Below are 24,171 nucleotides of genomic sequence, written 5' to 3'. Positions count from 1 at the left end.
CTGACCATGATCATCAGTGGAAGCCGCGGAACCTCGGGCTCTCCTCGCCGCAGGGACCGCCCCAGGCCGTGGTCTCCCGGGTCACCGGGTTGCCGTCGAAGTCCATCATGTGCGGGAGGTACCAGCCGCCGATGTGGGTGGCGCTGACCGGCATGTAGTGGCTGATGAAGGAGCGGCGCCACTCGTTCTCGGTGGCGTTCGGGCCCGAGCCGTGGATCACGCTGCCGGTGAAGAACAGCATGTCGCCGGGAGCGAGGTCCAGACCGACCGGCTCGTGGCCCGCCGGCGGCGCCACGTAGTCGTCCACGAAGCTGGTCGACAGGTCGGCGTCGTCCGGGCATTCCAGGTCCATCGTGTGGGTGCCCGGGCAGACCTGCAGGCCGCCGTTCTCCGGGTACGAGCGGTCCACCGCGAGCCAGGCCGCGATACAGGTGTACGGCTGCACCAGCAGGTAGTAGTTGTCCTGGTGGAAGGCCTGGCCGCGGGCGCCCGGCGGCTTGAAGTAGAACATCGTCTGGCAGCCGATGACCTCCTCGCCCATCAACTGGCGCAGAACCCGCTGCACCCGGCGATCGAGGTAGAGGTCCACGTTGGCCGGGTCGATCTCGTGCGGATGCATGACCCGCGGGTACCGGCCGAGCACGTCGGTCGCCTCCGGGTCGTACGCCCAGTGCCCCTCGATCGCCTCGCGCCGCTCCGCCAGCCGGTCGAACCGGTCCCGGATCGCCCCGACCTCGTCGGCCGAGAACAGGCCGCGGGCCACGTGATAGCCGTCGGCCTCCCAGGCCCGGAACTCCTCGTCGTTCAGCGGAAGGGTCCGCTCGGACTGCACGCTCGTCATGATCACCATTCTCGGCGGAGCGATCACCGGCGAACCATGGAAGATCCCGTCGAGGCACCTGGAAGATTCCGCCGTACCTTGGCTACGACATATCTCGGAGATACATTGACCGGGTGAAGTACTTCATCCTGGGGCTGTTGCTGGCTCAGCCACAGACGCTGTACGACCTGCACCGCCGGTTCGGCTCCGGGATCTCGCACATCTACGCCGCCAGCTTCGGCAGCATTCATCGGGCGCTGCGCCAGCTGGCCGACGCCGGCGAGGTCGCGGTGGTCGAGAGTTCCGACGCGGCGCGGGGCAAGAAGCGCTACCGGGTCACCGCGCGCGGCAGGCGGACCTGGCTGGACTGGATGCGGACGCCGGGATCGGCCGAGGACACCGAGCTGGCCGCCCTGGCCCGGGTGTTCCTGCTCGGCCTGGTCGATGATCCGCACCAGCGTCGCGAGGTGCTGAGCGCGCTCCATCAGCGCGCCGTCGCCGATCATCGCTCGCTGCAGCAGGTCAAGACCGACCTCGAAGCCGATCATGAAACCGGCCGCTATCCCCGCCGGGTGCTGGACTTCGGCCTGAGCGCCGGTCAGGGCCTGGTCGGCTGGCTGGCCGAACTGTTGTCCGAGCCGCCGGCCGGGATCCGAGCATGATCACGGTCGCGCTGGTCGTCGCGCTGGCCCTGTTGACCGGGCTGGCCGTGATGCAGCTTCTGCTGCTCGCCGGCGCACCCCTGGGATCGATCGCCTGGGGCGGCCGGCATCGGGTGCTGCCGAGCCGGCTGCGGGTGGCCGCGGTCGTCGCGCTCGGACTCTATGCCGGCTTCGCCGCCCTGCTGCTGAGCCGGGCCGGCGTCCTACCCGGCAGCACGCTGCCCGTGATCATGGTGCTGACCTGGATCCTGTTCGGCTACTGCGTCCTGAGCATCGTGCCGAACGTGATGTCGCGGAGCCGCAACGAACGCATCGTCCAGATCCCGGTCAGCACCCTGCTCAGCGCGAGTGTGCTGATCATCGCGCTCAGTCCGACCGCGTGAGATCGGCCAGGGCGACGGTCGTCCCGGTCTGACTGGACCGGACCGCGGCCTCGACCATGGCGACGCTGTTGATGTTGGTCCGGGCCTCGCTCTGCGGGGCCTCGCCGGTCCGGAGCGCGCGGACGAACTCGGCCAGGCTGCCGGCGATCTGCTCCGGCTCGGTGCCGACCTCGGACGGGATCGCGGTGCCGTCGGCGAGCTCGGCCACCGGAGCATGGTCACCGTCCCAGCGGGCCGTCCCGGCCGCCGTGCTGGCCCGCCAACTGCCGTTCCAGGAGGTCTCCAGGCCCGGCGAGCACCAGCTGCCGACGAACGTGAACACGGCGCCGCCGGCGAACTCGAACGTCGCCTCCGCCGCCGCGTTGCCGGCGTACCAGCTCCAGGACGGGTTGAAGGAGCGACAGCGGACCGCGACCGGCTCGGCGCCGATCAGCTTGCGGGCCAGGTCGAACTGGTGGATCGCCATGTCCACCAGCAGTGGCTCGGCCATCGCGTCCCGGAAACCGCCGAAGTGCGGCGCCTTGAAGAACTCGCAGGTGAGCAGTTCCGGCCGGCCGAGCTTGGTCAGCTGGCGCTCGAAGGCGTGCAGGGTCCGGAAGTAACGCCGCGACTGCGACACCATCAGCAGCCGGCCGGCCGCCGCCGCGGAGTCGATCATGGTGCGGCACTCGGCGACCGACGGAGCCAGCGGCTTCTCGCAGAGCACCGCCAGGCCGTGCTGAAGGGCCTGCTCCGACACCGGGCGGTGGGCCTCCGGCACCGTGACGTTGATCAACGCGTCGGCCTCGGTGCGCTGCAACAGGTCCGGCACCGAGGTGGCGACCGTGACACCGGCGAAGCCATGATCGGCCGCGGCCGCCTCGGCCACCGCCGGGTCGAGGTCGACCAGCCCGACCAGCTGCACGTCCGGGTTGTCGGCGATCGTCCGGAGCCAGGCCCGGCCCATCCCGCCGGCGCCGGCCTGGATCAGCCGGAGCGGTTCAGCCGACCCGGGTTCAGGCATCGGCGTCCGCCTCCTGGGATTCGCTCTTGATCGCTCCGGTGTAGCCGTGGCCGTTGAAGAAGTCGTCGGTCTCGTACCGGAGCAGGACGGGCAGCTTCCGCTCCACCTCGGGCCGGGCCCACTGGACGCCGTTCGCGATGACGGTCCGGACGTCCTGGTGGTGGTAGACCGGATAGTCCTGATCACCGGGCGAGAAGAAGAAGATCTTGCCGTGGCCGCGGCGGAACGTGCAGCCGGACCGGAACACCTCGCCGCCGGTGAAGGAGGAAATGAAGACCAACTCGTCCGGGGTGGGGATGTCGAAGAACTCGCCGTACATCTCCTGCTGGTCGATGATGATCGGGTTCGGCACGCCCTGGGCGATCGGGTGGGTCGGGTTGACGGTCCAGACCAGCTCGCGGTCCTGCTCGCTTCGCCAGCGCAGGGTGCAGGTGGTGCCCATCAGCTTGCCGAAGATCTTGGACCAGTGCCCGGAGTGCAGCACCAGCAGCCCGAGACCGGACAGCACGTGCTCGTGCACCCGCTCGACCACGGTGTCCGACACCTCGCCGTGCGCCGCGTGACCCCACCAGACCAGTACATCGGTCTCGGCCAGCACCTGTTCGGTGAGGCCGTGGTCGGGCTCGTCGAGCGTCGTCGTGCGCACCACGGCCCGCTCCCCCAGCCGTTCGCTGATCCCCTCGGCGATCGTGGTGTGCATGCCGTCCGGGTAGATCTCCCGGACGTGCGGCTCCACCTGCTCGTGCCGGTTCTCGCCCCAGACGAGCACCCGTACCGGTGCGGTCATGTTCTCTCCCCTGTTTCCTTGATCATTTCACAGCACCGCCGGCGATTCCGGCGGCGACATACTTCTGGGCGGCGATCAGCAGCACGATCGCGGGGATCGCGGAGAGCACGGCGGTCGCCATCACCGCGCTCCAGTTCTGTACCTGGGTGCCCAGGTACTCGTAGATGCCGAGCGTGACCGGCCGCAGGTCCGCGGTGGTGGTCAGGGTCAGCGCGAACAGGAAGTCGCTCCAGGAGAACAGGAACGTGAACAGTCCTGCCGTGATCAAGGAGTTCCGGCTGACCGGCAGCACCACCGAGACGAACGCCCGGAACTGGTTCGCGCCGTCCACCCGGGCCGCCTCGACCAGCGACGGCGGCAGCGCCAGCATGAACGACCTCATGATCAGCACCGCGAACGGGATCGAGGCGGTCGAGTTGGCCAGGATCAGGCCTGGGATGGAGTTCAGCAGGCCGATCCGCTCGTACGCGGTGTAGAGGGCGTTCGCGATCACGATGCCCGGGATCATCTGCGAGATCAGGATCGCCAGCAGGGCGATGCCGGTCCAGCGGAACCGGAACTGCGCCAGGCCGTACGCACACGGCGCCGCCAACGCCAGGCTGAACACGACCGTGCCGGCCGCGATGATCAGGCTGGTGATCAGGTTCTGGCCCTGGTCCTCGATCGCCGACCGGTAGCCCTCCAGCGTCGGCTCGAGCGGAAAGATCGCGCCGGACAGCGTATTGCCGCCGGTCTGGAACGAGGCGTTGATCATCCAGTAGACGGGGAACAGCATCAGACAGAGGATCAGCACCCCGACGGCCGTCAGCAGGCCGCGCCGCAGTGTCGTGTCCCGGTGCATCACGCGGCCTCCTTCCTGGTCCGCCACAGATAGAACCCGGCGAAGATCATCGCGATCGCGATCAGCAGGTTGCTCAGCGCCGCGCCCTGGCCGAACTCGAACTCCACGAACGACCGCTGGTAGGCCACCGTCGCCAACGTCTGGGTCGCGTTGGCCGGTCCGCCGCCGGTCAGGCCGAGGATGATGTCGAGCACCTTCAGCGTGTAGACCACGCCGAGCACCAGCACCACCCCGACGACGGCGCGCAGGTTGGGCCAGGTGATCTGCCAGAAGGCCCGCCAGCCGGTCGCCCCGTCCAGCGCGCCCGCCTCGTACAGTTCCTCCGGGATGTCCTGCAGCCCGCCGTAGAGCAGGGTCACGTTGAACGGGATGCCGACCCAGATGTTGACCATGATCACCGAGATCAGCGCGACGGACGGCGAGGCCAGCCACGGGATCGGGTCCTCGATGATGCCGATCGCCCGCAGCGTCCGGTTCAGGATCCCGCTGTCGGCCTCCAGGATCGAACGCCAGGTCGCACTGGAGACGATCAGCGGCAGCAGCCAGGGCAACAGCAGCAGCGCTCGCAGCGTCGGCGCCAGCGGGAACCGGTTCTTGAAGAACACGGCCAGCGCCATCCCGATCGCGAACTGGAAGATCAGCGAGCCGGCGGTGAACAGGGCTGTGTTGATCAAGGCCCGGGAGAAGATCCGGTCGGTGATCACCGTCGCGTAGTTGGCCAGGCCGACCCACGGTGCCTCGCCGGTGAAGAACGTCCGGAGATCGTACGCCTGCAGGCTCATGATCAGGTTCTGCACGATCGGGTAGCCGAACAGCAGCAGCATGGCGATCCCGGCCGGCAGCACGAAGGCCAGCTTGGCCAGCCGGTCCCGGAACTGGTGCCGGCGCCGGGTCGCAGTCACCGTGCCGGTCATCCGATCACCGTCCGGAACGCGTCGTCCGGTGCCACCTGGCCGGTCAGCGCCAGCTGGATCGACTCGTAGATGATCTTGGCAGCGTCCGGCCAGTCCGGCCCCAGCTTGCCGGTCCGGGCCCGTGCGGTGATCACCTGGTCGGCGAACGGCTTCATCACCGGTACGTCGGCGACGTAGTCCTCGATCAACGCGGTCCGGGTCGGCACCGTGTAGCGGGCCTTGGCCCAGGCCAGCTGGTTCTCCGGCGAGCTGAGGCAGCTGACGAACTCGGCGGCCTTGCCCTGCTTGGCCTCCCGGCCGGTGTGCGGCACCGTCCAGGCCTCCCCGCCGAGCGGCGCGACCGGCGTCTGGCCCGGCTCCCGTACCGGGAACTGGACGACGTCCCACTTGACGTCCGGGGTCTCGCTCATCGACGGGATGTTCCACGGCCCGTTGATCATCATCGCGGCCTTGCCGGCCACGAACTGGTCCTTGACGTCGCCCTGGGACCAGTTGATCACGCTGCGGGAGGCGGACCCGTCCTGCACCAGGTCGACCCAGAGGCGCAACGCCTCGGCGACCTGCGGACTGGTCAGGTCGGTCTCGTCGCCGCCGTTGGTCCACATCGCCGGCAGGAACTGCCAGGCGCCCTCGTAGCTGGCGTCGGCGTCGAAGGCGATGCCGTAGTGCTCCGGCGTGGTCAGCGTGCGAGCCGCCTCCCGCAGCTCGGCCCAGGTCCGCGGCGGCTCGACCCCGGCCTCGCGGAGCAGCTCGGTGTTGTAGAACACCGCGATCGTGTTGACCACCGGGACCAGGCCGTAGTTCCGACCCTGGTACGTCGTCGCCGACACCACCCCGTCCGCGTACTCACCGGTGTCGTCGGCCAGCGGCACCAGGGCCCCGGCGGCCGCGATCTGCTGGACGTCCGGGTTGTCCAGCATCAGCACGTCCGGCAGCGTGTCCGAGGACGCGCGCTGCAGCACCTTCGCGATCAGGTCGTCGCCGGGGACCGACTCCCGGTCCAGCGTCACGCCGAGCTGGTCGGCGCAACGGTCCAGGCCCTGCTGGATCAGCGTGTGATCCGGTTCGTCGTTGTAGTAGTCGAGCACCGAGAGCCGGTTCGGGTCGGCGTTCCCGCCGCCGCTCGACGAGCAGGCCGGCAGGGTCGCCAGCAGGGCGGCGGCACACGCCGCGGCCACGCGTTGCCAGGTCATCGATCATCAGCTCCTTCGCTGGTGTCAAAGCGCTTAACCACTCCGCCTTCCCGGATCTGTGGAAGAGTGGAAAGGAGAGGGATTAAAGCGCTTAACTTGGGCGCAGGTTCGATCCTGCAATGCCGAGTTCGGGGCTGTCAAGGCTGGCAGGAGGTCAACGGGATGGTCACGATGCGCGACGTCGCCGACCGGGCCGGCGTCTCGATCGCCACGGTCTCGTTCGTCGTCAACGGCACCAAGCCGGTCTCCGCGGACACCCGGACCCGGATCGAGCGGGCCATGGCCGACCTCGGCTTCCGCCGCAACGCGGTCGCCCGCGCCCTGGCCAGCCGGCGGACCCACATCCTGGCGATGGCCTACCCCGCGCTGGACCACGAGCTGAGCTCGTCGTCGCTGGAGTTCTTCACCAGCGCCGCCGCCACCGCCGCCCGGCTCGATCATCATCTGGTGCTCTGGCCGGTCAGCAACGACGCGGCCGAGTTGAAGGAGCTGATCGGCGAGGGGCTGGTCGACGGGGTGCTGCTGATGGAGGTGCAGCTGGACGATCCGCGGGTCGCGGTGCTGGAGGCGTCCCGGGTGCCGTTCGCGCTGATCGGGCGGACCGCCGACCCGACCCCGTACGTGCATGTCGACATCGACTTCGACGCCACCATCCGGGAGGCGGTCGGGCACCTGCACGGACTCGGCCACCGCCGGCTCGTGCTGATCTCCGGCGACCGTACCGACCCGGGCATGATCGACTACGGCCCGTACGTGCGCACCGAGGCCGCCTTCCGTGACGCCGCCGAGGAGTACGGCTTCGACCCAACCATTCTGAGCTGCGGTACGACAGCCGCCGCCGGCCGGGACCTGGCCGGGCGGCTGCAGCGCGATCATCCCGAGGTCACCGCGGTGTTGATCATGAAGGAGCACGCGTCGCTGGGCCTGGTCTCCGAGCTGCGCCGTACCGGCCGTGACATCCCCGGTGAGATCTCCGTCCTCCCGCTGGTCGCCTCCCGGGAACTCCCCTCGCTCAGCGACCCCGCCCTGACGATCATGCGCTCTCCGGGACCGGAGCTCGGCCGGCTCGGCGTCGAGTCCTTGATCAAACTCGTGTCGGGCGGGAGCCTCCCTCCCCCGCAGCTCATTCCCTGCCGGCTCGAGATCGCGTCCTCGACCGCGCCACCACCTCGGGACTGAACTCGACCTCCGGTCGAAGATCGCTCTCCATTCGCCCTTGATGAACTTACGTCGTAAGTCTAGTGTTGCTTACAGCGTAAGTCGCGGAAGGGTGGGCCTCGGATGGACGGACCGGCAACGTCAGGGCGGATCGTCGCGCCCGACCTCGCCCGTGGCTTGATGCTGCTGCTGATCGCCCTGGCGAACGTGTCCTGGCACCTGTACGGCGCACCCACCTCCGGCCTCAGCGCCCATCGGAGCGGAGCCACCGGGCCGGACCTGGTCTGGCAGAGCATCGCGATCACCGCGGTCGATGCGCGGAGCTATCCGCTGTTCGCGTTCCTCTTCGGGTACGGCATCTGGCAGCTCTTCACCCGCCAACAGCAACGCGGACAGGACGAACAGGCGGCGCGCCGACTGCTGCGGCGGCGGCACCGCTGGCTGATCGGGTTCGGCGTGGTCCATGCCGCGTTGCTGTGGTACGCCGATGTCCTCGGTGCCTACGGCCTGATCGGGCTGATCGTCGTCGGAGTGTTCCTGCGCCGCCGGGACCGTACCTTGATCGTCTGGATCCTCGGCTTCGGCGGAGTCCTGGCCCTGTTGGCGATCGTGGCCCTGATCGCCGGATTGGTCCTGCCGGCCCAGGCCACGCGGCTGGATCTCGCCGGGCCGCAACTGGCCGCGATCACGCCCTACCTCGACTCCGTACTGCCCCGGCTCCAGTTGTGGCTACCGGTGACGGTCGGCCAGGGCGTACTGGGCCTGGTGGTGCCGCTGGCGGTGTTGATCGCCATCCTTGCCGCCCGGCACGGCGTCCTCGAGTCCCCGGAGCGGCACCGGCGATGGCTCGTCCGGGTGGCGCTGGGCGGCATCGCGGTCGGCTGGCTCGGCGCCGTACCGTCCGTCCTCGTCCAGCATCGGTTGCTGGAGCTGCCGTCCTGGTCACCGGTCCTGTTGCACGGACTCACCGGTCTCTTCGCCGCCCTCGGCTATGCCGCCGTCTTCGCGCTCCTCGCCGCCCGGGTCACCTCGGCACGGCGGCCCGGCCGTGTGGTCGGCGCCCTCACCGCCGTCGGGAAGCGATCGCTGTCCTGCTACCTGTTCCAATCGGTGATCTTCGCCCCGCTGTTCAGCGCCTGGGGACTCGGCCTGGGCGGTCGGCTGACCCAGTGGCAGGCAGCCTTGATCGCGATCATCACCTGGCTGCTCTCGGTCGCCTTCGCCGTCGCGCTCGAGCGAGCCGGCCGCCGAGGCCCGGCCGAGTGGCTGCTCCGCCGACTGATCCATCGGACCAAGATCACCAGCAGCTCGGGATCTTCGGACCGGCAGTCTCAGGAGACCGCGGTCCACCCGTCGTAGTCCCGCTCGAGCCGCCGCTTGAGCCGCGGCCAGGCGTCGCCGTCGACGGGCTCGAGCGGCAGCAGGTCGGTCCGGTCGTCGTGGAAGCGCCGGTAGCCCCAACTGAACCCGACGATCGGCGACAGTTCACGGCGCTCGATGTCGATCAGGAATGCGTCAGCCCGCCAGTCCAGGTCGAGATGATCCGGGTTCGCCGGGGCGTCGGCGAACGTCGGGTGGTAGCCCTGCACGTACAGCGGCTGCCCGTCGATCTCCTCGTCGATGGTCACCCCGTTGCGGACATGCCGGATCAGCTGGATCCAGGAGAACCACCCGGCCGGCCCCTCACCGGCGAACTCGACTTCGGCGGTGAGCACCGGAAAGCCCTTGAACGCCTCATGATCGAAGTTCCTCGCGACGCGATCATGACCGGTCGCGTACGGATCGTCGTTGGCCCGCACCGTGATCACGATCCGCCCGTCCCGACCCCGGGCGTGAAAGGGCAGCGTCAACCTCGACATGTGATCAAGCTACCTGCCCGTGCTCGGTGCTGCTCGTGGCCACCGACCAGGACGACTCCGCGATCGGCTGCTGCACCCTGACCCGCCGCCGGCACCGGCTGGAACGACACCGGGCCGAGATCGGCGGGAAGCTGGTCGAAGGCTGCGCCACCTTCGCACGCGAGCTGTGGTCAGCGCAGACCCTCGAGTTGGGCGTCCGGGGCGGAACGCACGCCGAAGACGCCTACCGCGGCCTCGGCTTCATCGAATGGGCTCGCTTCCCCGCCGGCTTCCGGGACCGGGACGCCACCTACGACGACGTGCGACTGCTCCTCCCCGTGGGCGACGCAGCTGTCGCTATTCCTCCGCGGGCGGAGCGCTAGATGCCGATTCGGGGGTGAAGGGGTCGAACCGTGGAGGTTCGACGACAGCATCCGCGCGCACTGGTTGCCCGCGCCCTGGCATCCCCAGTTGCCCCGCGGCATGACCCCTAAGCAACCTCGATCTGGTCGATCTCGGCCCACCGACTGAGGTGAGTCAGCCGGATGGTGTTGGCCCCTTCCCGGAGCCGCACATTCACCGACACCTCGGTCCAGTTCTCCCACCCATGATCGGTGTAGTTCACGGTGACCGGCTTGCCGCCGTTGATCGACATCGCGTGGCTGGCGTCCCCGTACCCGGCGGCGTAGCTGATGTGGACGGTGTAGTCGCCACCGACCGGCACATGGACGGTGGACTCGACCCAGGAGGTCGGGTTGTCGATCTTGGCGACGACCTCGCCCTCGGAGGCCGTCGAGGTCGAGCGCACGACACAGTCGTTCAGCTTGCCGCGTTCGGCCTCGTACCGGACCCGGGAGCCGCGCATGACCGGGTTGCCGCCGAACCAGCCGAGCTTGGCGGTGTACATGCCGCGACCGCCCTGGGCGAGGTGGCCGTGGAACCAGATCCGGTTGTCGATCACGTCCTGCCCGCCGGGCCCGTTCACGGCCCCGTCGACGGTTTCCGTGGTGAGCAAGGGTCGATAGGCGCGGGTGTAGGTCCCGCGCAGAGTGGCCGACCGGGCGTAGCTGGTGTGATAGGTGCCCTTCGTGTAGACGCCGGCGGAGAAGAAGAGGACGTACCCTTCGGGCCGCTTCACCAGCGTCGGCGCCTCGATCACCCCCTGGTCGGTCGGCGCGCTGTTGCGGAGCAGCTCGGTCCGCTCGCCGATGAAGTTGAGGCCGGTCGCGTCCACCTCCTGCAGCCAGAGGATGGCCGGCTTCTGCACCGCGTTGCCGTCGTTCTTGTACAGCAGGTAACGCTTCCCGTTGCTGTCGACGAAGCTGGACGGGTCGATGTCGCCGCCCTCGTCGGGGTTGCAGACCAGCGGGGTGTCCTCGCTGGTCGGCACGAACGGGCCGTTCGGGCTCGCGGCGGTCGCGGCGCCCAGGCACATCCGGCCGGTGGCGGTGTGCCGGCCGGTGAAGTAGAGCAGCCAGCTGCCGTCGGGCCGCTGGGAGACGTCCGGGGCCCAGAAGCCGTGGTTGGCCCGGGCCCAGGCCGGCTTGTGATCAAGAGCGTCACCGACGACCGTCCACGGGCCGGCCGGGCCCGGCGCGGTGGCGTGCGGCACGGTGCCGTTGCCTCCTGAGCTGGTCGCGTAGGCGTGCCAGGTGGTGCCGTCCGAGACGATGTCGGGATCGGGGAAGTCGTGGTTGATCTGGATCGCCGGGGCGACGGTGCCGGCGGCGTGCGCCGGGCTCGCCGGCAACAGGGTCGCGGCCAGGCACAGGGCGGCACCGGCGATGGCAGCGGTACGGATACGCATGATCATCTCCTCGCAGTCGTGGTCAGGGGCGGATCGGGTAGTCGGTGCGCGGCGGTTCGACGGTCACGGTGCCGTCGTCGCCGAAGGTGACCTCGCTGAGCCACATCATCCGACCCGGCACCGATTCGCCGACCGCGTCCGGAGCCCAGCCGTGATAGACCATCCAGACCCGGCCGTCCTTGGCGAACAAGGCGTTGTGGCCGGGGCCGGCGGCGACGTCGTTGCTCACCAGGATCGGTTCCGGTTGCTTGGTGAACGGGCCGAGCGGGTTGTCCGCGGTGGCGATCCCGACGGCGTAGTCCGGCGAGGTGAAGCCGTTGCCGGAGTAGAACATGTAATAGGTCCCGTCCCGTTCCCAGAGGAACGGTCCCTCGACCAGCGGTCCCTCCCACGGCTGATCCTGCTTGAACAGCTGCCGGGGCTCGCCGACGAGTTCGGTTCCGCTCTCGTCCAGTCGCTGCACCGAGATGTAGCTGTCCACGCCGACGTGGTTGCCGTCGTTCTTCCAGTACAGGTAGCGATTCCCGTCCCGGTCGACGTACGGATGCGCGTCGATGCTGCCACCTTGATCGGATTCGCAGATCAACGGCCCGTCATGATCATCGACGAACGGCCCGCCGGGTGCGTCCCCGATCGCCAGGCCGACGCACTGGTGGCTCGGGTCCGGCGCCCGGGTCGTGTAGTACATCAGGTAGCGGCCATCCGGATGCTTGATCACCTCCGGTGCCCACACCTTGCCCGGGGCGCTCCAGTCCGGCAGCTCGGGCAGCGCGTCCGGGCCCTGCTCCCAGGTGATCAGGTCGGTGCTGATCAAGGTCTGCACGTTGGCCCCGTTGCCGTTGGTGGCGTAGGCCCAGTACCGGCCGTCCTCGTTCGGGGCCCCGTCCGGGCCGGTCAGGATCAGCGGATCGGGGAAGTTGCTGGCGTAGACCGGATTGGTGAAACCCACGGGGGTTGACTCCTCGGTGTCGATCGGTCGGTTCGGATCGGTCGGATTGGGGGTGTTCGTGCACCCGGCCATGATCAGCACTCCCGTGATGATCATGGCCGGGATCGCGCGTCGGGCGTCAGCCCACGGCATAGAACCGCAGGTAGTCGAACGAGGCGACGGTGGCCGGGCTGGCGCCGCCGTGGGCGACCAGGCCGATCTTCGGTGCCTCGCCGGCGGGCAGGGCCCAGGTGGCGCCCCAGGTCCAGTGCTGGCCGTCCCTCGAGCTGGCCGCCCGGTAGAGGTGTTCGCCCGCCGCGTTCTTGTGGTACGCGAGCCGGAGCCAGGTCGTCTTCGCCGGGGTGCCGATCATGGCCGCCCCGTACGAGAGCCGGCCGTCAGCGGACGCCACCAGCTCGCGGCCGTACTCCACCTGCCGGGTGTTCCAGATCGCCACACTGCAGAGCCGGGCCAGGTCGTTGTCGTTGCGGTAGACGACCAGGCCGGCCTGCTGGTAGTTGCGGACCGTGTCGGCACCGAGATCGAGTTCGACCTTCGCCTCGGCGATCCAGGATCCCTGCGGAGCCGTACGCAACAGGGCGCCGGCCTGGTTGCCCGTACCGACCAGATCGCCCGCCTGGACCGGCCAGGTGAACGACCCATCGGTCACCTTCGCCGCCGGATCCTGCCGGAGCCAGGTCCACCCGTCGAGGGCGTCGCTGTCGAACTCGTCGGACCAGAGCAGGTCCCCGGCCACCGGCGTCGGCACCAGCTTGCGCGCCTGCTCGGCGACCGAACGCACGGTGAGGTTGTCGATCACCGCGTCGCCGGCCAGGATCACCGGGGCCGCCGGCAGCCGCAGGCCGCGCGCCGTGAGCCGTACCTCGGCACTCGGGTCGGCGAGATCGGACTCACCGACCGACGCCGTCACCTGTTCCCCGTCGACCTCGATGATCACGGTGCGCCAGGTGTCGGACTCGGTCAGCTTCGCCGTCCCGGTGCTCCCGCGGGCGATCACGCGCAGTTCGTCGCCCGGCTCGACCGAGACCACGACGCGGTCCCGGCCACCGCCGAGCACGACCGTGAACTCCTCATCGGTACGGAAGTCGAACCGCACCCGGGCCTTGGACCGTGGTGCATCGGCCTTGGTCCGGGCACCGCCGTCCAGCAGCGCGGTCTTCCCGGCTTGATCATCCTGGGGTCCGCGACGCAACCCGAGGAAGCCGCGCGCCGCCGGATCGTCGGCCGTGATCCCGAGCGCCGAGGTGGTCACCGGCGCCGGTTGCGGACCGTCGCTCGGCCCGGCCCCGGCGCGGGTCCTCGGCCAGCCGTCGATCCAGTCGATCCGGTCCAGCAGCATGGGCCGCCGGTTGATCCCGAACGGGTTGTTCAGCCACGGTTCGTTCCGGTCGATCGCGTGGTAGACGATCCAGTCCCGGCCTTCGGCGTCGGTGGCGATCGCGTGATGGCCGGAGCCGATCCAGCGGTTGCCGTTCTGCGTGATCACCGTCGTGCCGCCGACGTGCGAATCGAGCAGCGAGATCCCGTCGGCATCGACGAACGGGCCGAGCGGGCTCTTGGACCGGCCCGCGAACACGGTGTAGCCGGTGGTCGGGCCCGCGCAGCAGTTCGCCGACGACCCCATCAGGTAGTACCAACCGCCGCGCCGGACGACGTAGCCGCCCTCGTAGCGGTTGTCGATCGCGACCTGGGTCAGTTCGCCGGTCGCGGTCAGGCCGTCGTCGCTGACCTTGCTGGCCCAGATGCCGCCGTGATAGCCGCCGAAGTAGAGGTACTGATCGCCGTTCACGTCGGTGAAGCCGGCCGGGTCGATGGTGCCGAGGAACGTGCCGTCACGCGGCCGCGGCGCGATCACCGGCGCGTCGGTGGGTTGCCACGGCCCGGTCGGCGTCGGCGCCGTCGCGACGCCGATCGCCTCGTCCTCGCCGGGGTTCAGCACGGTGTCGATCACCGTGTAGTAGAGGACGTACTTCCCTTGGATGTAACGGATGTCCGGTGCCCACAGGAAGGAGTTCGGTGCCGCCCAGGAGGGCCGGTTCGACGCGTTGAAGACGGTGCCCTGGTATTCCCAGGAGATCCAGTCCTTGGTCCGCGCGATGTGCATGATCCCGGACGGGTCGCCGGAGCGGAGCGGGTCGGCGGTGGAGTACGCGTACCACCAGCCGTCCTTGCCCAAGATCACCGACGGGTCGGCGAAGGTGTCGGCGAAGCTTTCGCTGATCGCGTTCGTGTAGCGGCCGGGCTTGGCCTCGTCCGCCGCGGCCGGGCCGGACGCTGCTGGTCCGATCAGGGCGAGCCCGGTGACAACGGCCGCCGTGGCGACCATGATCAAGAGGGTACGGATCGGGCGGGGTCTGATCATCATTGATCTCCTCGTCGTACAAAGGGGTTGGGTCAGCCCTCGGAGCGTGAGCTGGTGGCGATGCGGATGCAGTGCCAGGAGGCGGCCGGCAGGACGCCGGTCAGCCGTCCGTCGGTCAGAGTCGAGGCGCCCGGCTTCGGGACCACGCGGTCCGGCTGGTCGGGCGAGTTGTACGCGCGACGGTCGTCGTCGGCGATGTGCAGGTGCTCGATGATCCGGAGATCGGCGAAGGCGCCGAGATCGACAGTCAGGTCGAGATCACGGACCCGGTCCCGGTTCGCGGCGAAGATCACCAACTCCCCCGCGTCGGCGTTCCAGACCGTGGTCGCGTGCAGCGCGCCGACCTCGCCGTACCGCTGGGTGTCGATGCCGGGGCCGCTGACCGCGGGCTGCAGCACGACGCCGTGGCCGTACTTCGCCGTCAGGGCGAACGGGTGGAAGATCGTCTGCCGCCAGGCCGCACCGCCCGGCGCGGTCAGGATCGGCGCGATCACGTTGACCAGCTGCGCCTGACAGGCGATGGCGACCCGGTCGGTGTGCCGGATCAACTCGATCAGCAGGCTGCCGATGACGACCGCGTCCTCGACGTCGTAGACGTCCTCGATCAGGGCCGAGGTCTCCCGGATCTCGAGCTTCTGCTCGCCCTCCCAGCGCTTCTGGAACCAGACGTTCCACTCGTCGAAGCTGATCATGATCTTCTTGTCCGACTTCCGGGCCGCCGCGACATGATCGGCGGTCGCGACCACCGAGGAGATGAAGCGGTCCATGTCCTCGGCGCTGGCCAGGAAGGAGTCGTGATCACCGTCGACCGGTTCGTAGTATGCGTGCGCCGAGATGTGATCGACCAGGTCGATGCAGCGGTCCAGCACGATCCGTTCCCAGCTGCCGAACGTCGGCATCGACCGGTTCGACGAGCCGCAGGCGACCAGTTCGAGCTTCTCGTCGAACCGCTTCATCGCGCGGGCGGTCTCCTCGGCCAGCCGGGCGTACTCCTCCGGCGTCTTGAAGCCCATCTGCCACGGGCCGTCCATCTCGTTGCCCAGGCACCAGACCCGGACGTCGTACGGATCCGCGTGCCCGTTCTTGGCCCGCCGGTCGGCGAGCTCGATGCCACCCTCGGCGTTGCAGTACTGCAACAGCTCGCTGGCCTCGGTGATCCCGCGGGTGCCGAGGTTGACCGCCATCATCGGCTCGAGCTCGAGTCGCTCGCACCACTGCAGGAACTCGTCGGTGCCGACCTGATTGGTCTCGATCGTCTTCCAGGCCAGGTCGAGCCGGACCGGCCGCTCGGCGCGCGGACCGACCCCGTCCTCCCACATGTAGTTGGAGACGAAGTTGCCGCCCGGGTAGCGGATGATCGTCGGACCCAGCTCGCGGACCAGCTCGGCCACGTCGGCACGGAAGCCGTACTCGTCGGCGGTGGGGTGATCGGGCTCGTAGATCCCGGTGTAGACGCAGCGGCCGAGATGCTCGACGAAGGAGCCGAAGATCCGGCGGTTCAGCGGGCCGACCCGGAAGTCCGGGTCGACCTTCATCCGTGCCGGCACCGGTGCTCCGGTGGCTCCGCCTGGCTGCTGGTGATCGGTCAACGTTCCTCCTCGAACCCGGCCCGCCCGATGGCGGCCACCGGAACGCATTCTCACAGCCTGGGTTAACCGTTGTAAAGGTCGGATTCGCCTCCACGAAACGCCCCGGAAGGCCCTGTCGGCGACGATTCGTAATCGTTGTAAACCCTCCCCGTGAAGCGTTGGCGGGCACCCTGTCGATGGATTGGCGGATATCACTCCTAGTCAGGGCGCATTTCACAACAGCGACCCGGAATGGTGTGGTGTGTCGCGCGAAACGGTTCAGCCGACCGGCCCCGATCCGGCGACCAAGCGGGTCGGCGCGGACCGTTGCGGCCGGATGGGGTGCCAGGTATGGTCCCGAGTAATCGTTGTAAGTCCGGGTGATCGTTGGTGGCCGGCCTGCCGCGGGGATCGCCGGCACGCAGACGTCGCAACGAGCCAGATCAAGGCAAGAGACGCGCAATGATCATCGCCCGGTTCACATGCTTCAGGGAGGAAGACATGGCGAAGGCCACCCCGTTCGGTACATCCGTTCCCCGCATGAGCGGGAGTCTGATCAGTCGACGCGGCCTGCTGGGCGGCGCGCTCGGCGCGGCGGCCGTCGGGCTGACCGCCTGTGGCCCCGGTTCGGCCGGCCGGCCCGGGCAGCAGGCGCCGGCCAGCGGCGACGGCGGCGCCAGCGGCTACGACGGCCCGCCGGTGACGCTCGCGTACTGGAACGGCCTGACCGGCGGTGACGGTCCGATCATGCGCAAGCTGACCGATCAGTTCACCAAGGCGAACCCGAACATCAAGATCACCACGACGTCGATCGAGTGGGCCGAGTACTTCCAGAAGCTGCCGGCGGCAGTGAGCAGCGGCAAGGGCCCCGACGTCGGCATCATGCACGCGGACGACCTGGCCACCAATGCCGCCCGCAACGTGATCCAGCCGCTGGACGACGTCGCCACGGCACTGAAGCTGACCGAGGCCGACTTCGCCAAGATCGCCTGGAACGGCGGTCTCTACGACGGCAAGCGGTACGGCATCCCGCTGGACATCCACCCGGCCGGGCTCTACTACAACAAGACCGTGCTGGAGAAGGTCGGCGCCGACCCGGAGAAGCCGCCGACCAACGAAGAAGAGTTCATGGCGATCTTGGACCAGTGCAAGTCCAAGGGCATCCAGGGCTTCTGGGTCTCCGCGCTGAGCGCCGCCGGCCTGCTGGCCCAGACCTTCGTCTATCAGTACGGCGGCTACATGGTTGCCGACGACGGCTCGGCGGTGGGCTTCGCCGACGAGCCGGCGATCAAGGCGATCACCTGGCTCAAGTCCTTGATCGACAACGGCTACAGCCCGAAGAACGCGGCCGGCGACGGTGATCAGGTCTCGCTGAACAGTGACAAGGGCGCGTTCATGATCAACGGCCCGTGGATGGTCACCCCGCTGAAGGAGAACAAGAAGCTCAAGTGGGGTTGCGCCCCGGTGCCGCAGATCGGCACCACCCAGGCGACCTGGGCCGGCTCGCACCAGTTCGTGCTGCCGCGCCAGACCAAGCCCGACGAGAACAAGGCCAAGGCGGCCCGCTTCTTCGTCAACTGGATCTCGCAGCAGTCGCTCGGCTGGGCCGACGCCGGCATGGTGCCGGCCCGGAACTCGGTCCGCGAGCTGCCGGAGTTCCAGGAGAAGACCGAGGTGCTGGAGTTCACCAAGGAGATCGACTACATCAAGTTCACCCCCCCGATCCCCGGCGTCGGTGACGTGATGACCGAGTGGACCACCGGCGTCAGCGAGGCCATGCTGGGCCGCGCCCCGATCGCCGACGCCCTGGGCAAGGCGGCCGAGAAGGGCAACAAGATCCTCGAGTCCAACAAGAAGAAGTACGGCCGATGAGCACGACCGTCCAGGAGCAGAACGCGTCCCGGACGGTCGACGGTTCGCCGGCCCGGCGGCGCCGAGGGTTGCGGTTGCACCATCCGCTCACTCCGTACGCGCTGTGTGCCCCGTACGTGATCTTGCTGCTCACGTTCGTGGTCGGGCCGGCCATCTTCGGGGTCTGGATCAGCCTGCACGACTGGGACTTCCTGCTGCCGGAGAAGCCGTTCATCGGGATGCAGAACTATCTCGATCTGTTCGATCCCGAGTCGGTGATCTCGGAGAACTTCTGGATCGGCATGCAGAACACGGCGATCTTCACCGTGGCCAGCGTGCCGTTCCTGGTCGTGATCCCGCTCGCGGTGGCGCTGCTGCTGAACCGCAGGTTCCCGGCCCGGACGTTCTTCCGGGCGATGATCTTCGCCCCGTTCGTGCTCGGCATCGCCGTGATCGGCGTGTTGTTCAACTACCTGCTGGAGACCGACTTCGGCCTGATCAACGCCGTGATCGAGTTGTTCTACCGGTTCTTCGACCTGTTCCTGCCGTTGGCGCCGTACCAGCCGATCGGCTGGACGCAGACCCAGCCCTGGGCCTGGGTGGCGCTGGTCGGCATGACGGTCTGGTGGACGCTCGGCTTCAACACCGTGATCTACCTGGCCGGCATCCAGGGCATCCCGGTCGAGCAGTACGAGGCCGCCGAGATCGACGGAGCCGGCGGCTGGAACAAGCTCATCCACATCACCCTGCCGGGGTTGCGGATGGTGATGATCTTCATCGTGACCACGACGATCCTGGCCAGTGCCAACATGTTCGGCCAGTCCTACCTGGTCACCAACGGCGGTCCCGGTGACAGCACCCGGACCGCGATCATGGTGATGACCGAGGAGGGCCTGCGCGGCTTCAAGATGGGCACCGCGTCCGCGATGAGCTACGTGCTGGCGATCTGTCTCGCGATCATCTCCGTGATCAACTTCCTGGCCATGAGGGAGCGTAAGCCATGACCACGACCGTCGAACCCGAGGCGCCGCGGCGGTCGCGGCCCACATCGACCCATCGGCGGGCGTACCGCAGGGAACACAATGGCCCGGTCTTCTGGGTGGGCCTGGTGCTGCTGTCGATCATCTTCGTGGCACCGATCCTGTGGATGTTCCTGACCTCGTTCCGCAGCCAGGCCGACGCCCGGCGGATCCCGATCTCGCTGGTTCCGGACGAGATCACCCTCCGCGCGTTCGAGATCATCTTCAACCAGGATCAGAACCCGGTGCTGCTCTGGGCGTTCAACTCCCTCGTCGCGGCCGTACTGCATTCCCTGTTGGTGCTGGCGATCTCGTCGATGGCCGCGTACGCCCTGGCCCGGATGCAGTTCCGTGGCCGGAACCTGATCTTCGGCGTGCTGATCGGCACCATGTTCGTGCCGGGCTTCATCTTCCTGATGCCGAACTACCTGCTGATGGACGGCCTGGGCTGGTTGGACACGCTGTTCGCCCTGGTGGTGCCCGGTGCCGCCGGCGCGTTCGGGGTCTTCTTCCTGCGCCAGTTCTTCCTGTCCATCCCGCGGGAGCTGGAGGAGACCGCGCTGATCGACGGCGCCAACACCTGGACCATCCTGACCCGGATCGTGATCCCGATCTCGCGGCCGGCGCTGGTCACCCTCGGTGTGCTGGCGTTCCTCGGCAACTGGAACGACTTCGTCTGGCCGATCTTCGTCCTGTTCTCGCCGGAACGGATGACGCTGCCGGCCGGTCTGTCCAGTCTGCGCGGTGCGTTCGCGGTCGACTACCCGGTGGTGATGGCCGGTGCGACCGTCGCCGCCATCCCGGTGTTGATCTTGTACGCTTTCGTGCAGCGTTACGTGATCGAGGGTGTCGCCACCAGCGGCATCAAGGGCTGAACCCGCGGAGGGTGGCATGGTTGCCCGGCTGAAGGATGTCGCCGAGTTGGCCGGGGTCAGCGTCAAGACGGCCTCGAACGTCGTCAACGAGTACGAACACGTCAGCCCGGCCACCCGGGCCAAGGTGCAGGCCGCGATCGAGGAGCTGCGCTACCGGCCCAACGTCAGTGCGCGGCAGCTGAAGCACGGCCGGGCCGGCTTCATCGCCCTGGCGTTGCCGCAGCTGGACTCGCCGTACTTCGCCGAGCTCGGCGCCCGGTTCAGCGCGGCGGCCGCCAAGCTCGGTTCGCTGCTGCTGCTGGACGCGACGGGGGCCGAGCCGGAGGCGGAGCGGCTGGTGCTGAACGGCATGCGGTCGCACGTGATCGACGGGATGATCTTCTCGCCGCTGGCGGTCGACGCCGACGAGATCGCCGGCCGGGCGGACGATCTGCCGCTGGTGCTGCTCGGTGAGCGGGCCGTACCGCCCGGTTTCGATCATGTCGCCGTCGACTCGGTCGCCGCGTCGCGGGCGATGACCGATCACCTGATCTCGCTGGGCCGGACCAGGATCGCCGCGATCGGCCGGGAGTCGGTCGCCGGCACGGCGTCGGTCCGGCTCGAGGGCTATCGGCAGGCGTTGGCGAGTGCCGGGCTGCCGTACCGGCCGGAGCTGGTGATCGGAGTCGCCCACTACGACCGGATCGACGGCAAGCAGGCGATGGAGCAGTTGCTGGCGCTGCCGGAGCCGCCCGACGCGGTCTTCTGTTTCAACGACCTGATGGCGATCGGCGCGGTCCGCGCCTGTGTCGAGGCCCGGGTCGACGTGCCGGGCCGGATCGCCATCGCCGGCTTCGACGACATCGCCGAGGGCCGCTTCGGCAACCCGACCCTGACCACCGTCGCCGCCGATCTGGAGTTCCTCGCCGAGGAGGCACTGCGGCTGCTGCTGGCCCGGATCGCGGATCCGGACCGCCCGGCCGAGTCCGTCGCGGTGCCGTGGACCCTGCGGTTGCGTGAGAGCTCGATCGGCCGCTAGCCACAACGCTCCCTGAGCTTGTCGAAGGGCAACGTCGGATGTGGCTGGCCCTTCGACAGGCTCAGGGCACGAAAGGTCGGGTCAGGGCACGCAAGGTCGGGTCAGGGGACGAAAGCTCTGGACGATCGGACCGGTGTTCTGGCCGATCGGGGCCTCGCCTCACACCCCTTTTGCTGCTGGGCTGGTGCCATGACCAGTTCAACCGGACGGATGCTCGCCCCGGACCTTGCCCGCGGCTTCATGCTGCTGCTGATCGCATTGGCCCATGCGCCGTTGTTGATCACCGGACCTGACCTGGCGAACATCGACGAGCGGCTCCGGCCGGCGAGTGGAGTGGCCGATCAGCTGGCCAATCTCGGTCTGACCTTCTTCGTCTTCAGCCGGTCGTTCCCCTTGTTCGCCGCCCTGCTCGGGTACGGCCTCGTGTTGATCATCGAAAGCCGGCGGCGGCGCGGCGAGCCGGACGCCGTGATCCGGTCCCGGATCCGCCGGCGCGGCCGTTGGATGGTGATCTTCGGCCTCGGGATGGCGCTGCTGGTCACGCCGGTGGAGATCCTCGCCCCGTACGGGGTGATCACGATCCTGCTGGCCGGCGTCCTGGTCCGCGACGACCGGGCGTTGCGCCGGGTGATCATCGTGCTGGCCGGGGTCGCCGTGATCACCTCGGTCCTGCTCGGCTTCGCGCTCTCGGCGGGTCCCACCGAAGGCGCTCCGGCGATGGCGCTCGGGCACCTCGGCTACGCCCCGGCCGACCTGGCCCACCGGCTGACCAGCTGGGTGTTCGGGGCGATCATCAACGTCACGCTGTTCCCGATCGCGCTGGCCGTCCTGGTCGGTGCCTGGGCCGCCCGCCACCGGCTGCTCGAGGAGCCGGAGCGCAACCTCGGCCTGCTGCGCCGGATCGTCGCGATCGGGCTGCCGGTCTCGCTGCTCGGCGCGGTGCCGCTGGCCCTGATCGGGACCGGGACGCTGGGGCCCGAGCACGGCTGGTGGGCCCAGGCGCTCCATGTGACGTCCGGTCTCGCCGGCGGCTTCGCGTACGCCGCGATCTTCGGGCTGATCGGACGGCGCGTCCCGGCCACCGCCCGGTGGACCCGGCCGTTGACCGCGATCGGGCAGCGCTCGCTGACCTGCTACATCGTCATGGAGACGACGCTGATCCTGGTGTCGTCGACCGCGTTCCTCGGCTTCGGCGCCCGGGTCGGCCCGGCCGGCGCGATGCTGATCGGCCTGACCGCCTGGCTGGTCGCGGCCCTCGTGGCCAATCTGCTGCGGGCCGCGGACCGGCCCGGTCCGGCGGAGTGGTTGCTCCGCCGGCTGGTCAACCGGCCCGGCCGGGTCGCCGAGCCGGCGAGCTCGGGTGGGTGATCAGGCGGGCGAAGCGGCCGGCCGGAGTGCCCGGATCGCAGACCAGCATCTCCGACCACTGCCGCCAGATCGCCTCCAGCCAGCCGCGGTAGCCGCCGCTGACCCAGGTCACGTTGCCGCGGCCGCGCCGGTGCAGCACCTCGGCCAGCCGGTCCGACCGGTCGCCGGCACCGCAGACCAGGATCACGGTCGTCTCGTCGGACAGGTCCAGCTCGGCCACCTGGTCGGCGCCGAGCAGCAGCGCCCCGGGCAGCTCACCGGTCCGTCGGCGTTCGGCCGGGGAGCGGAGATCGATCACGGTGGCGCCGGCGTCCCAGGCGTGCCGGGCCTCGGCCGGAGTCAGCGCCGGCAGCCGCGGCGCGATCCGGACCGGTGGCGCGGTGAGCGTCGTGCCGTGCACGCCGACATCGAGAGTCGTGCCGTGCACGCCGACATCGAGAACCGTACCGGCGGGGGAGAGGTTCACCGCGGCGCCCCGATCAGGCGGACGTCGACCGAGTCGAGCAGATCGCCGTAGCGCGCGTACCGCCTGGCCTCGACCAGCGTCGGCGGGTAGAGATGCAGGCTGATCGCGGGATCGGACGAGCTGTTCACCAGCCGGTGGATGTGGAACGGGCCGAACTCCGTCGGCCGCCCGGCCTCGTGCACGATCGGCTCGGGGTCGATCTGGGCCGGCCGGGTCGGGTCGTCCCAGGCCAGGTGCTCCAGCAGGGTGCCCTGCAGGACCAGGATGACACCGCTGCCGGCGCCGTGGTCGTGCCAGTCGGTCGACTGGCCGGGCAGCCAGGTCTGCAGCCAGGCCTCGTAGTCGGGCGCCGAGTGGAGATGGGTACGGAAGCGGCTGTCCGGGTCGAAGGTGACCGCGGAGTGCCAGAGCCGCGGCGTGGCCGCGATGATCCTGGCGTGCTGGACCAGGTGAGGGTTCGGGGAATCGAAATCGGACATGATCATCCTCGGGGCAGGGCCGAGCCTCGTGTCGCCGTACGGCGAGCCGGGCAGGGCGGGGTTGTCGAAGGGACGCGGTCAGCGCATTCGACAACAGACGGCGCTTGCCGTCCGAGCAAGATCAACATGGAGCCGGGAACGGAACGCCGCCGCGGGGTCCCGCCAGAGCGGTTCCGCTGTTCCCTTCGTCATCATCGTGCCTCCGCATGTTCTGGAAGTGGCTTGTCCGACGCTCTGCCGGACCAGGTCCTCACCCGGAGCACCCCACCCGCTTCCGCGAGGGTTGCCGGTCAGCGAGCCGGGGCTTGGCGCTGACACTCATGACCTGCCTCGATGATCCACGACGACCGGCGCCTGATTCAACCGAGTTCCACTGTGTCCCACATCACGGACGGTGGTCCAGGTTGGAAAAATCGCTCAGGTGTTCGATACTGACGGGATGGCAGGCGTCAGGGACTCGTTCTGGTGGGAGAAGCTCTCGCCGGAGGAGCAGCAACAGGTCGAGAACGAGGAGTGGCCGCCGGGGGAGACCGCACGTTTCCTGGCCGACCACACCCGGATCGAGGTGGAGGCACGGGTGGTCTGGGCCCGCGACGGGGAGGAGTGGGTCCGCGGCCATGTCACCCGCTGGGTCCGGCCCGTGGTCCTGGTCGAGCTGCACGATCGGCGACGAGCTCGGGTCTGGCTGCCGGCCGGTGACGTCCGCCGGGTGATCGCTCCGGGGTCCGATCGGGACCCGCCGCCGACGGCGGGGCCAGTGGTCTAATCGGGATGTTTGTCGCCGTGCTGGGCCGGTTCCAACAATGAGGT

Annotated in this window: 24 protein-coding genes and 1 riboswitch; of the genes, 11 read left to right on the top strand and 13 right to left on the bottom strand. The window is 69.0% G+C overall.

Annotated features, from left to right (window positions below; translation table 11 throughout):
- Nucleotides 1–13: 13 nt before the first annotated feature.
- Nucleotides 14–841: a phytanoyl-CoA dioxygenase family protein gene (locus tag AC6CCG_RS20155; RefSeq protein WP_496656414.1), complete on the bottom strand. Its 828-nt coding sequence runs from the start codon at nt 839–841 to the stop codon at nt 14–16.
- Nucleotides 842–954: 113 nt separating this feature from the next.
- Between AC6CCG_RS20155 and AC6CCG_RS20150 the strand changes: the two genes are divergently transcribed.
- Both AC6CCG_RS20150 and AC6CCG_RS20145 read left to right on the top strand, forming a co-directional pair.
- On the top strand, nt 955–1,482 hold the full coding sequence (locus AC6CCG_RS20150) for a PadR family transcriptional regulator (RefSeq protein ID WP_496656413.1): 528 nt from the start codon (nt 955–957) through the stop codon (nt 1,480–1,482).
- Nucleotides 1,479–1,865 carry a hypothetical protein gene (locus tag AC6CCG_RS20145; RefSeq protein WP_496656412.1) on the top strand — a complete coding sequence of 129 codons (387 nt, stop codon included), beginning with the start codon at nt 1,479–1,481 and terminating at the stop codon, nt 1,863–1,865. Before AC6CCG_RS20150 ends, AC6CCG_RS20145 begins: the two co-directional genes overlap by 4 nt.
- Here AC6CCG_RS20145 and AC6CCG_RS20140 read toward each other — a convergent pair.
- The 5 genes from AC6CCG_RS20140 to AC6CCG_RS20120 are packed head-to-tail and all read right to left on the bottom strand — an operon-like array spanning nt 1,849 to nt 6,603.
- Nucleotides 1,849–2,868, bottom strand: a complete 1,020-nt coding sequence (locus tag AC6CCG_RS20140) for a Gfo/Idh/MocA family protein (protein ID WP_496656411.1) — start codon at nt 2,866–2,868, stop codon at nt 1,849–1,851. The two genes, AC6CCG_RS20145 and AC6CCG_RS20140, sit on opposite strands and share 17 nt — an antisense overlap.
- Nucleotides 2,861–3,655 carry a ThuA domain-containing protein gene (locus AC6CCG_RS20135; RefSeq protein ID WP_496656410.1) on the bottom strand — a complete coding sequence of 265 codons (795 nt, stop codon included), beginning with the start codon at nt 3,653–3,655 and terminating at the stop codon, nt 2,861–2,863. The genes AC6CCG_RS20140 and AC6CCG_RS20135 overlap by 8 nt, the downstream gene beginning before the upstream one ends.
- 22 nt (nt 3,656–3,677) lie before the next feature.
- Complete coding sequence (locus tag AC6CCG_RS20130) at nt 3,678–4,496, bottom strand: carbohydrate ABC transporter permease (protein ID WP_496656910.1); 819 nt, start codon at nt 4,494–4,496, stop codon at nt 3,678–3,680.
- On the bottom strand, nt 4,496–5,410 hold the full coding sequence (locus AC6CCG_RS20125) for a carbohydrate ABC transporter permease (RefSeq protein WP_496656408.1): 915 nt from the start codon (nt 5,408–5,410) through the stop codon (nt 4,496–4,498). The genes AC6CCG_RS20130 and AC6CCG_RS20125 overlap by 1 nt, the downstream gene beginning before the upstream one ends.
- Nucleotides 5,407–6,603 carry an extracellular solute-binding protein gene (locus AC6CCG_RS20120; RefSeq protein ID WP_496656407.1) on the bottom strand — a complete coding sequence of 399 codons (1,197 nt, stop codon included), beginning with the start codon at nt 6,601–6,603 and terminating at the stop codon, nt 5,407–5,409. Before AC6CCG_RS20120 ends, AC6CCG_RS20125 begins: the two co-directional genes overlap by 4 nt.
- A 162-nt stretch (nt 6,604–6,765) precedes the next feature.
- On the opposite strand from AC6CCG_RS20120, the gene AC6CCG_RS20115 reads away from it, so the two are divergent.
- Both AC6CCG_RS20115 and AC6CCG_RS20110 read left to right on the top strand, forming a co-directional pair.
- On the top strand, nt 6,766–7,782 hold the full coding sequence (locus AC6CCG_RS20115) for a LacI family DNA-binding transcriptional regulator (RefSeq protein WP_496656406.1): 1,017 nt from the start codon (nt 6,766–6,768) through the stop codon (nt 7,780–7,782).
- A gap of 102 nt (nt 7,783–7,884) precedes the next feature.
- On the top strand, nt 7,885–9,120 hold the full coding sequence (locus tag AC6CCG_RS20110) for a DUF418 domain-containing protein (protein WP_496656405.1): 1,236 nt from the start codon (nt 7,885–7,887) through the stop codon (nt 9,118–9,120).
- Here the strand turns inward: AC6CCG_RS20110 and AC6CCG_RS20105 are convergent.
- Complete coding sequence (locus AC6CCG_RS20105; RefSeq protein ID WP_496656404.1) at nt 9,093–9,620, bottom strand: hypothetical protein; 528 nt, start codon at nt 9,618–9,620, stop codon at nt 9,093–9,095. The genes AC6CCG_RS20110 and AC6CCG_RS20105 overlap by 28 nt on opposite strands.
- Before the next feature lie 35 nt (nt 9,621–9,655).
- On the opposite strand from AC6CCG_RS20105, the gene AC6CCG_RS20100 reads away from it, so the two are divergent.
- Nucleotides 9,656–9,982, top strand: coding sequence for a hypothetical protein (locus AC6CCG_RS20100; protein WP_496656403.1), 327 nt, complete (start codon nt 9,656–9,658; stop codon nt 9,980–9,982).
- A 107-nt stretch (nt 9,983–10,089) separates the two neighbouring features.
- Here the strand turns inward: AC6CCG_RS20100 and AC6CCG_RS20095 are convergent, their stop codons facing one another.
- Genes AC6CCG_RS20095 through arfA form a run of 4 tightly spaced genes read right to left on the bottom strand, consistent with a single transcriptional unit; the run spans nt 10,090 to nt 16,306 of the window.
- Nucleotides 10,090–11,406 carry a family 43 glycosylhydrolase gene (locus tag AC6CCG_RS20095; RefSeq protein ID WP_496656402.1) on the bottom strand — a complete coding sequence of 439 codons (1,317 nt, stop codon included), beginning with the start codon at nt 11,404–11,406 and terminating at the stop codon, nt 10,090–10,092.
- A 22-nt stretch (nt 11,407–11,428) separates the two neighbouring features.
- A complete protein-coding gene (locus AC6CCG_RS20090) occupies nt 11,429–12,451 on the bottom strand; it encodes a glycoside hydrolase family 43 protein (protein ID WP_496656401.1) in 1,023 nt (340 codons plus the stop codon).
- A 22-nt stretch (nt 12,452–12,473) separates the two neighbouring features.
- On the bottom strand, nt 12,474–14,720 hold the full coding sequence (locus AC6CCG_RS20085) for a glycoside hydrolase family 43 protein (RefSeq protein ID WP_496656400.1): 2,247 nt from the start codon (nt 14,718–14,720) through the stop codon (nt 12,474–12,476).
- 29 nt (nt 14,721–14,749) lie between these two features.
- Nucleotides 14,750–16,306 (bottom strand): arabinosylfuranosidase ArfA, encoded by a 1,557-nt coding sequence (gene arfA, locus AC6CCG_RS20080; RefSeq protein WP_496656399.1) that lies wholly within the window; start codon nt 16,304–16,306, stop codon nt 14,750–14,752.
- A gap of 519 nt (nt 16,307–16,825) precedes the next feature.
- On the opposite strand from arfA, the gene AC6CCG_RS20075 reads away from it, so the two are divergent.
- The 5 genes from AC6CCG_RS20075 (at nt 16,826) to AC6CCG_RS20055 (ending at nt 22,416) form a co-directional block, all read left to right on the top strand.
- Nucleotides 16,826–18,157: an ABC transporter substrate-binding protein gene (locus tag AC6CCG_RS20075; protein ID WP_496656398.1), complete on the top strand. Its 1,332-nt coding sequence runs from the start codon at nt 16,826–16,828 to the stop codon at nt 18,155–18,157.
- Nucleotides 18,154–19,140 (top strand): carbohydrate ABC transporter permease, encoded by a 987-nt coding sequence (locus AC6CCG_RS20070; RefSeq protein ID WP_496656397.1) that lies wholly within the window; start codon nt 18,154–18,156, stop codon nt 19,138–19,140. Before AC6CCG_RS20075 ends, AC6CCG_RS20070 begins: the two co-directional genes overlap by 4 nt.
- Nucleotides 19,137–20,030 carry a carbohydrate ABC transporter permease gene (locus tag AC6CCG_RS20065; RefSeq protein ID WP_496656396.1) on the top strand — a complete coding sequence of 298 codons (894 nt, stop codon included), beginning with the start codon at nt 19,137–19,139 and terminating at the stop codon, nt 20,028–20,030. Before AC6CCG_RS20070 ends, AC6CCG_RS20065 begins: the two co-directional genes overlap by 4 nt.
- Before the next feature lie 16 nt (nt 20,031–20,046).
- The gene (locus tag AC6CCG_RS20060) at nt 20,047–21,048 is read left to right on the top strand and encodes a LacI family DNA-binding transcriptional regulator (protein ID WP_496656395.1); all 1,002 of its coding nucleotides are present in this window, start codon (nt 20,047–20,049) and stop codon (nt 21,046–21,048) included.
- A 189-nt stretch (nt 21,049–21,237) separates the two neighbouring features.
- Nucleotides 21,238–22,416, top strand: coding sequence for a DUF418 domain-containing protein (locus AC6CCG_RS20055; protein WP_496656394.1), 1,179 nt, complete (start codon nt 21,238–21,240; stop codon nt 22,414–22,416).
- Here the strand turns inward: AC6CCG_RS20055 and AC6CCG_RS20050 are convergent.
- Both AC6CCG_RS20050 and AC6CCG_RS20045 read right to left on the bottom strand, forming a co-directional pair.
- Nucleotides 22,370–22,882, bottom strand: a complete 513-nt coding sequence (locus tag AC6CCG_RS20050; RefSeq protein WP_496656393.1) for a rhodanese-like domain-containing protein — start codon at nt 22,880–22,882, stop codon at nt 22,370–22,372. The genes AC6CCG_RS20055 and AC6CCG_RS20050 overlap by 47 nt on opposite strands.
- Nucleotides 22,879–23,361 carry a cysteine dioxygenase gene (locus tag AC6CCG_RS20045; RefSeq protein WP_496656392.1) on the bottom strand — a complete coding sequence of 161 codons (483 nt, stop codon included), beginning with the start codon at nt 23,359–23,361 and terminating at the stop codon, nt 22,879–22,881. The genes AC6CCG_RS20050 and AC6CCG_RS20045 overlap by 4 nt, the downstream gene beginning before the upstream one ends.
- A 213-nt stretch (nt 23,362–23,574) precedes the next feature.
- Nucleotides 23,575–23,687, bottom strand: a riboswitch (SAM riboswitch).
- Nucleotides 23,688–23,800: 113 nt separating this feature from the next.
- Here AC6CCG_RS20045 and AC6CCG_RS20040 point away from each other — a divergent pair.
- Nucleotides 23,801–24,127, top strand: coding sequence for a hypothetical protein (locus AC6CCG_RS20040; RefSeq protein ID WP_496656391.1), 327 nt, complete (start codon nt 23,801–23,803; stop codon nt 24,125–24,127).
- Nucleotides 24,128–24,171 lie beyond the last annotated feature (44 nt).

Source organism: Microlunatus sp. YIM B11417, from assembly GCF_059617205.1.
The sequence above is the reverse complement of the archived record's forward strand: the minus strand, read 5'-3'. Positions and strand labels throughout refer to the sequence as shown.

Coding starts and splice junctions, on each gene's coding strand:
- AC6CCG_RS20155 (WP_496656414.1), bottom strand. CDS start 841: ATGACGAGCGTGCAGTCCGAGCGGACCCTTCCGCTGAACGACGAGGAG.
- AC6CCG_RS20145 (WP_496656412.1), top strand. CDS start 1,479: ATGATCACGGTCGCGCTGGTCGTCGCGCTGGCCCTGTTGACCGGGCTG.
- AC6CCG_RS20140 (WP_496656411.1), bottom strand. CDS start 2,868: ATGCCTGAACCCGGGTCGGCTGAACCGCTCCGGCTGATCCAGGCCGGC.
- AC6CCG_RS20135 (WP_496656410.1), bottom strand. CDS start 3,655: ATGACCGCACCGGTACGGGTGCTCGTCTGGGGCGAGAACCGGCACGAG.
- AC6CCG_RS20130 (WP_496656910.1), bottom strand. CDS start 4,496: ATGCACCGGGACACGACACTGCGGCGCGGCCTGCTGACGGCCGTCGGG.
- AC6CCG_RS20125 (WP_496656408.1), bottom strand. CDS start 5,410: ATGACCGGCACGGTGACTGCGACCCGGCGCCGGCACCAGTTCCGGGAC.
- AC6CCG_RS20120 (WP_496656407.1), bottom strand. CDS start 6,603: ATGACCTGGCAACGCGTGGCCGCGGCGTGTGCCGCCGCCCTGCTGGCG.
- AC6CCG_RS20115 (WP_496656406.1), top strand. CDS start 6,766: ATGGTCACGATGCGCGACGTCGCCGACCGGGCCGGCGTCTCGATCGCC.
- AC6CCG_RS20110 (WP_496656405.1), top strand. CDS start 7,885: ATGGACGGACCGGCAACGTCAGGGCGGATCGTCGCGCCCGACCTCGCC.
- AC6CCG_RS20105 (WP_496656404.1), bottom strand. CDS start 9,620: ATGTCGAGGTTGACGCTGCCCTTTCACGCCCGGGGTCGGGACGGGCGG.
- AC6CCG_RS20095 (WP_496656402.1), bottom strand. CDS start 11,406: ATGCGTATCCGTACCGCTGCCATCGCCGGTGCCGCCCTGTGCCTGGCC.
- AC6CCG_RS20090 (WP_496656401.1), bottom strand. CDS start 12,451: ATGATCATCACGGGAGTGCTGATCATGGCCGGGTGCACGAACACCCCC.
- AC6CCG_RS20085 (WP_496656400.1), bottom strand. CDS start 14,720: ATGATGATCAGACCCCGCCCGATCCGTACCCTCTTGATCATGGTCGCC.
- AC6CCG_RS20075 (WP_496656398.1), top strand. CDS start 16,826: ATGAGCGGGAGTCTGATCAGTCGACGCGGCCTGCTGGGCGGCGCGCTC.
- AC6CCG_RS20070 (WP_496656397.1), top strand. CDS start 18,154: ATGAGCACGACCGTCCAGGAGCAGAACGCGTCCCGGACGGTCGACGGT.
- AC6CCG_RS20065 (WP_496656396.1), top strand. CDS start 19,137: ATGACCACGACCGTCGAACCCGAGGCGCCGCGGCGGTCGCGGCCCACA.
- AC6CCG_RS20060 (WP_496656395.1), top strand. CDS start 20,047: ATGGTTGCCCGGCTGAAGGATGTCGCCGAGTTGGCCGGGGTCAGCGTC.
- AC6CCG_RS20055 (WP_496656394.1), top strand. CDS start 21,238: ATGACCAGTTCAACCGGACGGATGCTCGCCCCGGACCTTGCCCGCGGC.
- AC6CCG_RS20045 (WP_496656392.1), bottom strand. CDS start 23,361: ATGTCCGATTTCGATTCCCCGAACCCTCACCTGGTCCAGCACGCCAGG.
- AC6CCG_RS20040 (WP_496656391.1), top strand. CDS start 23,801: ATGGCAGGCGTCAGGGACTCGTTCTGGTGGGAGAAGCTCTCGCCGGAG.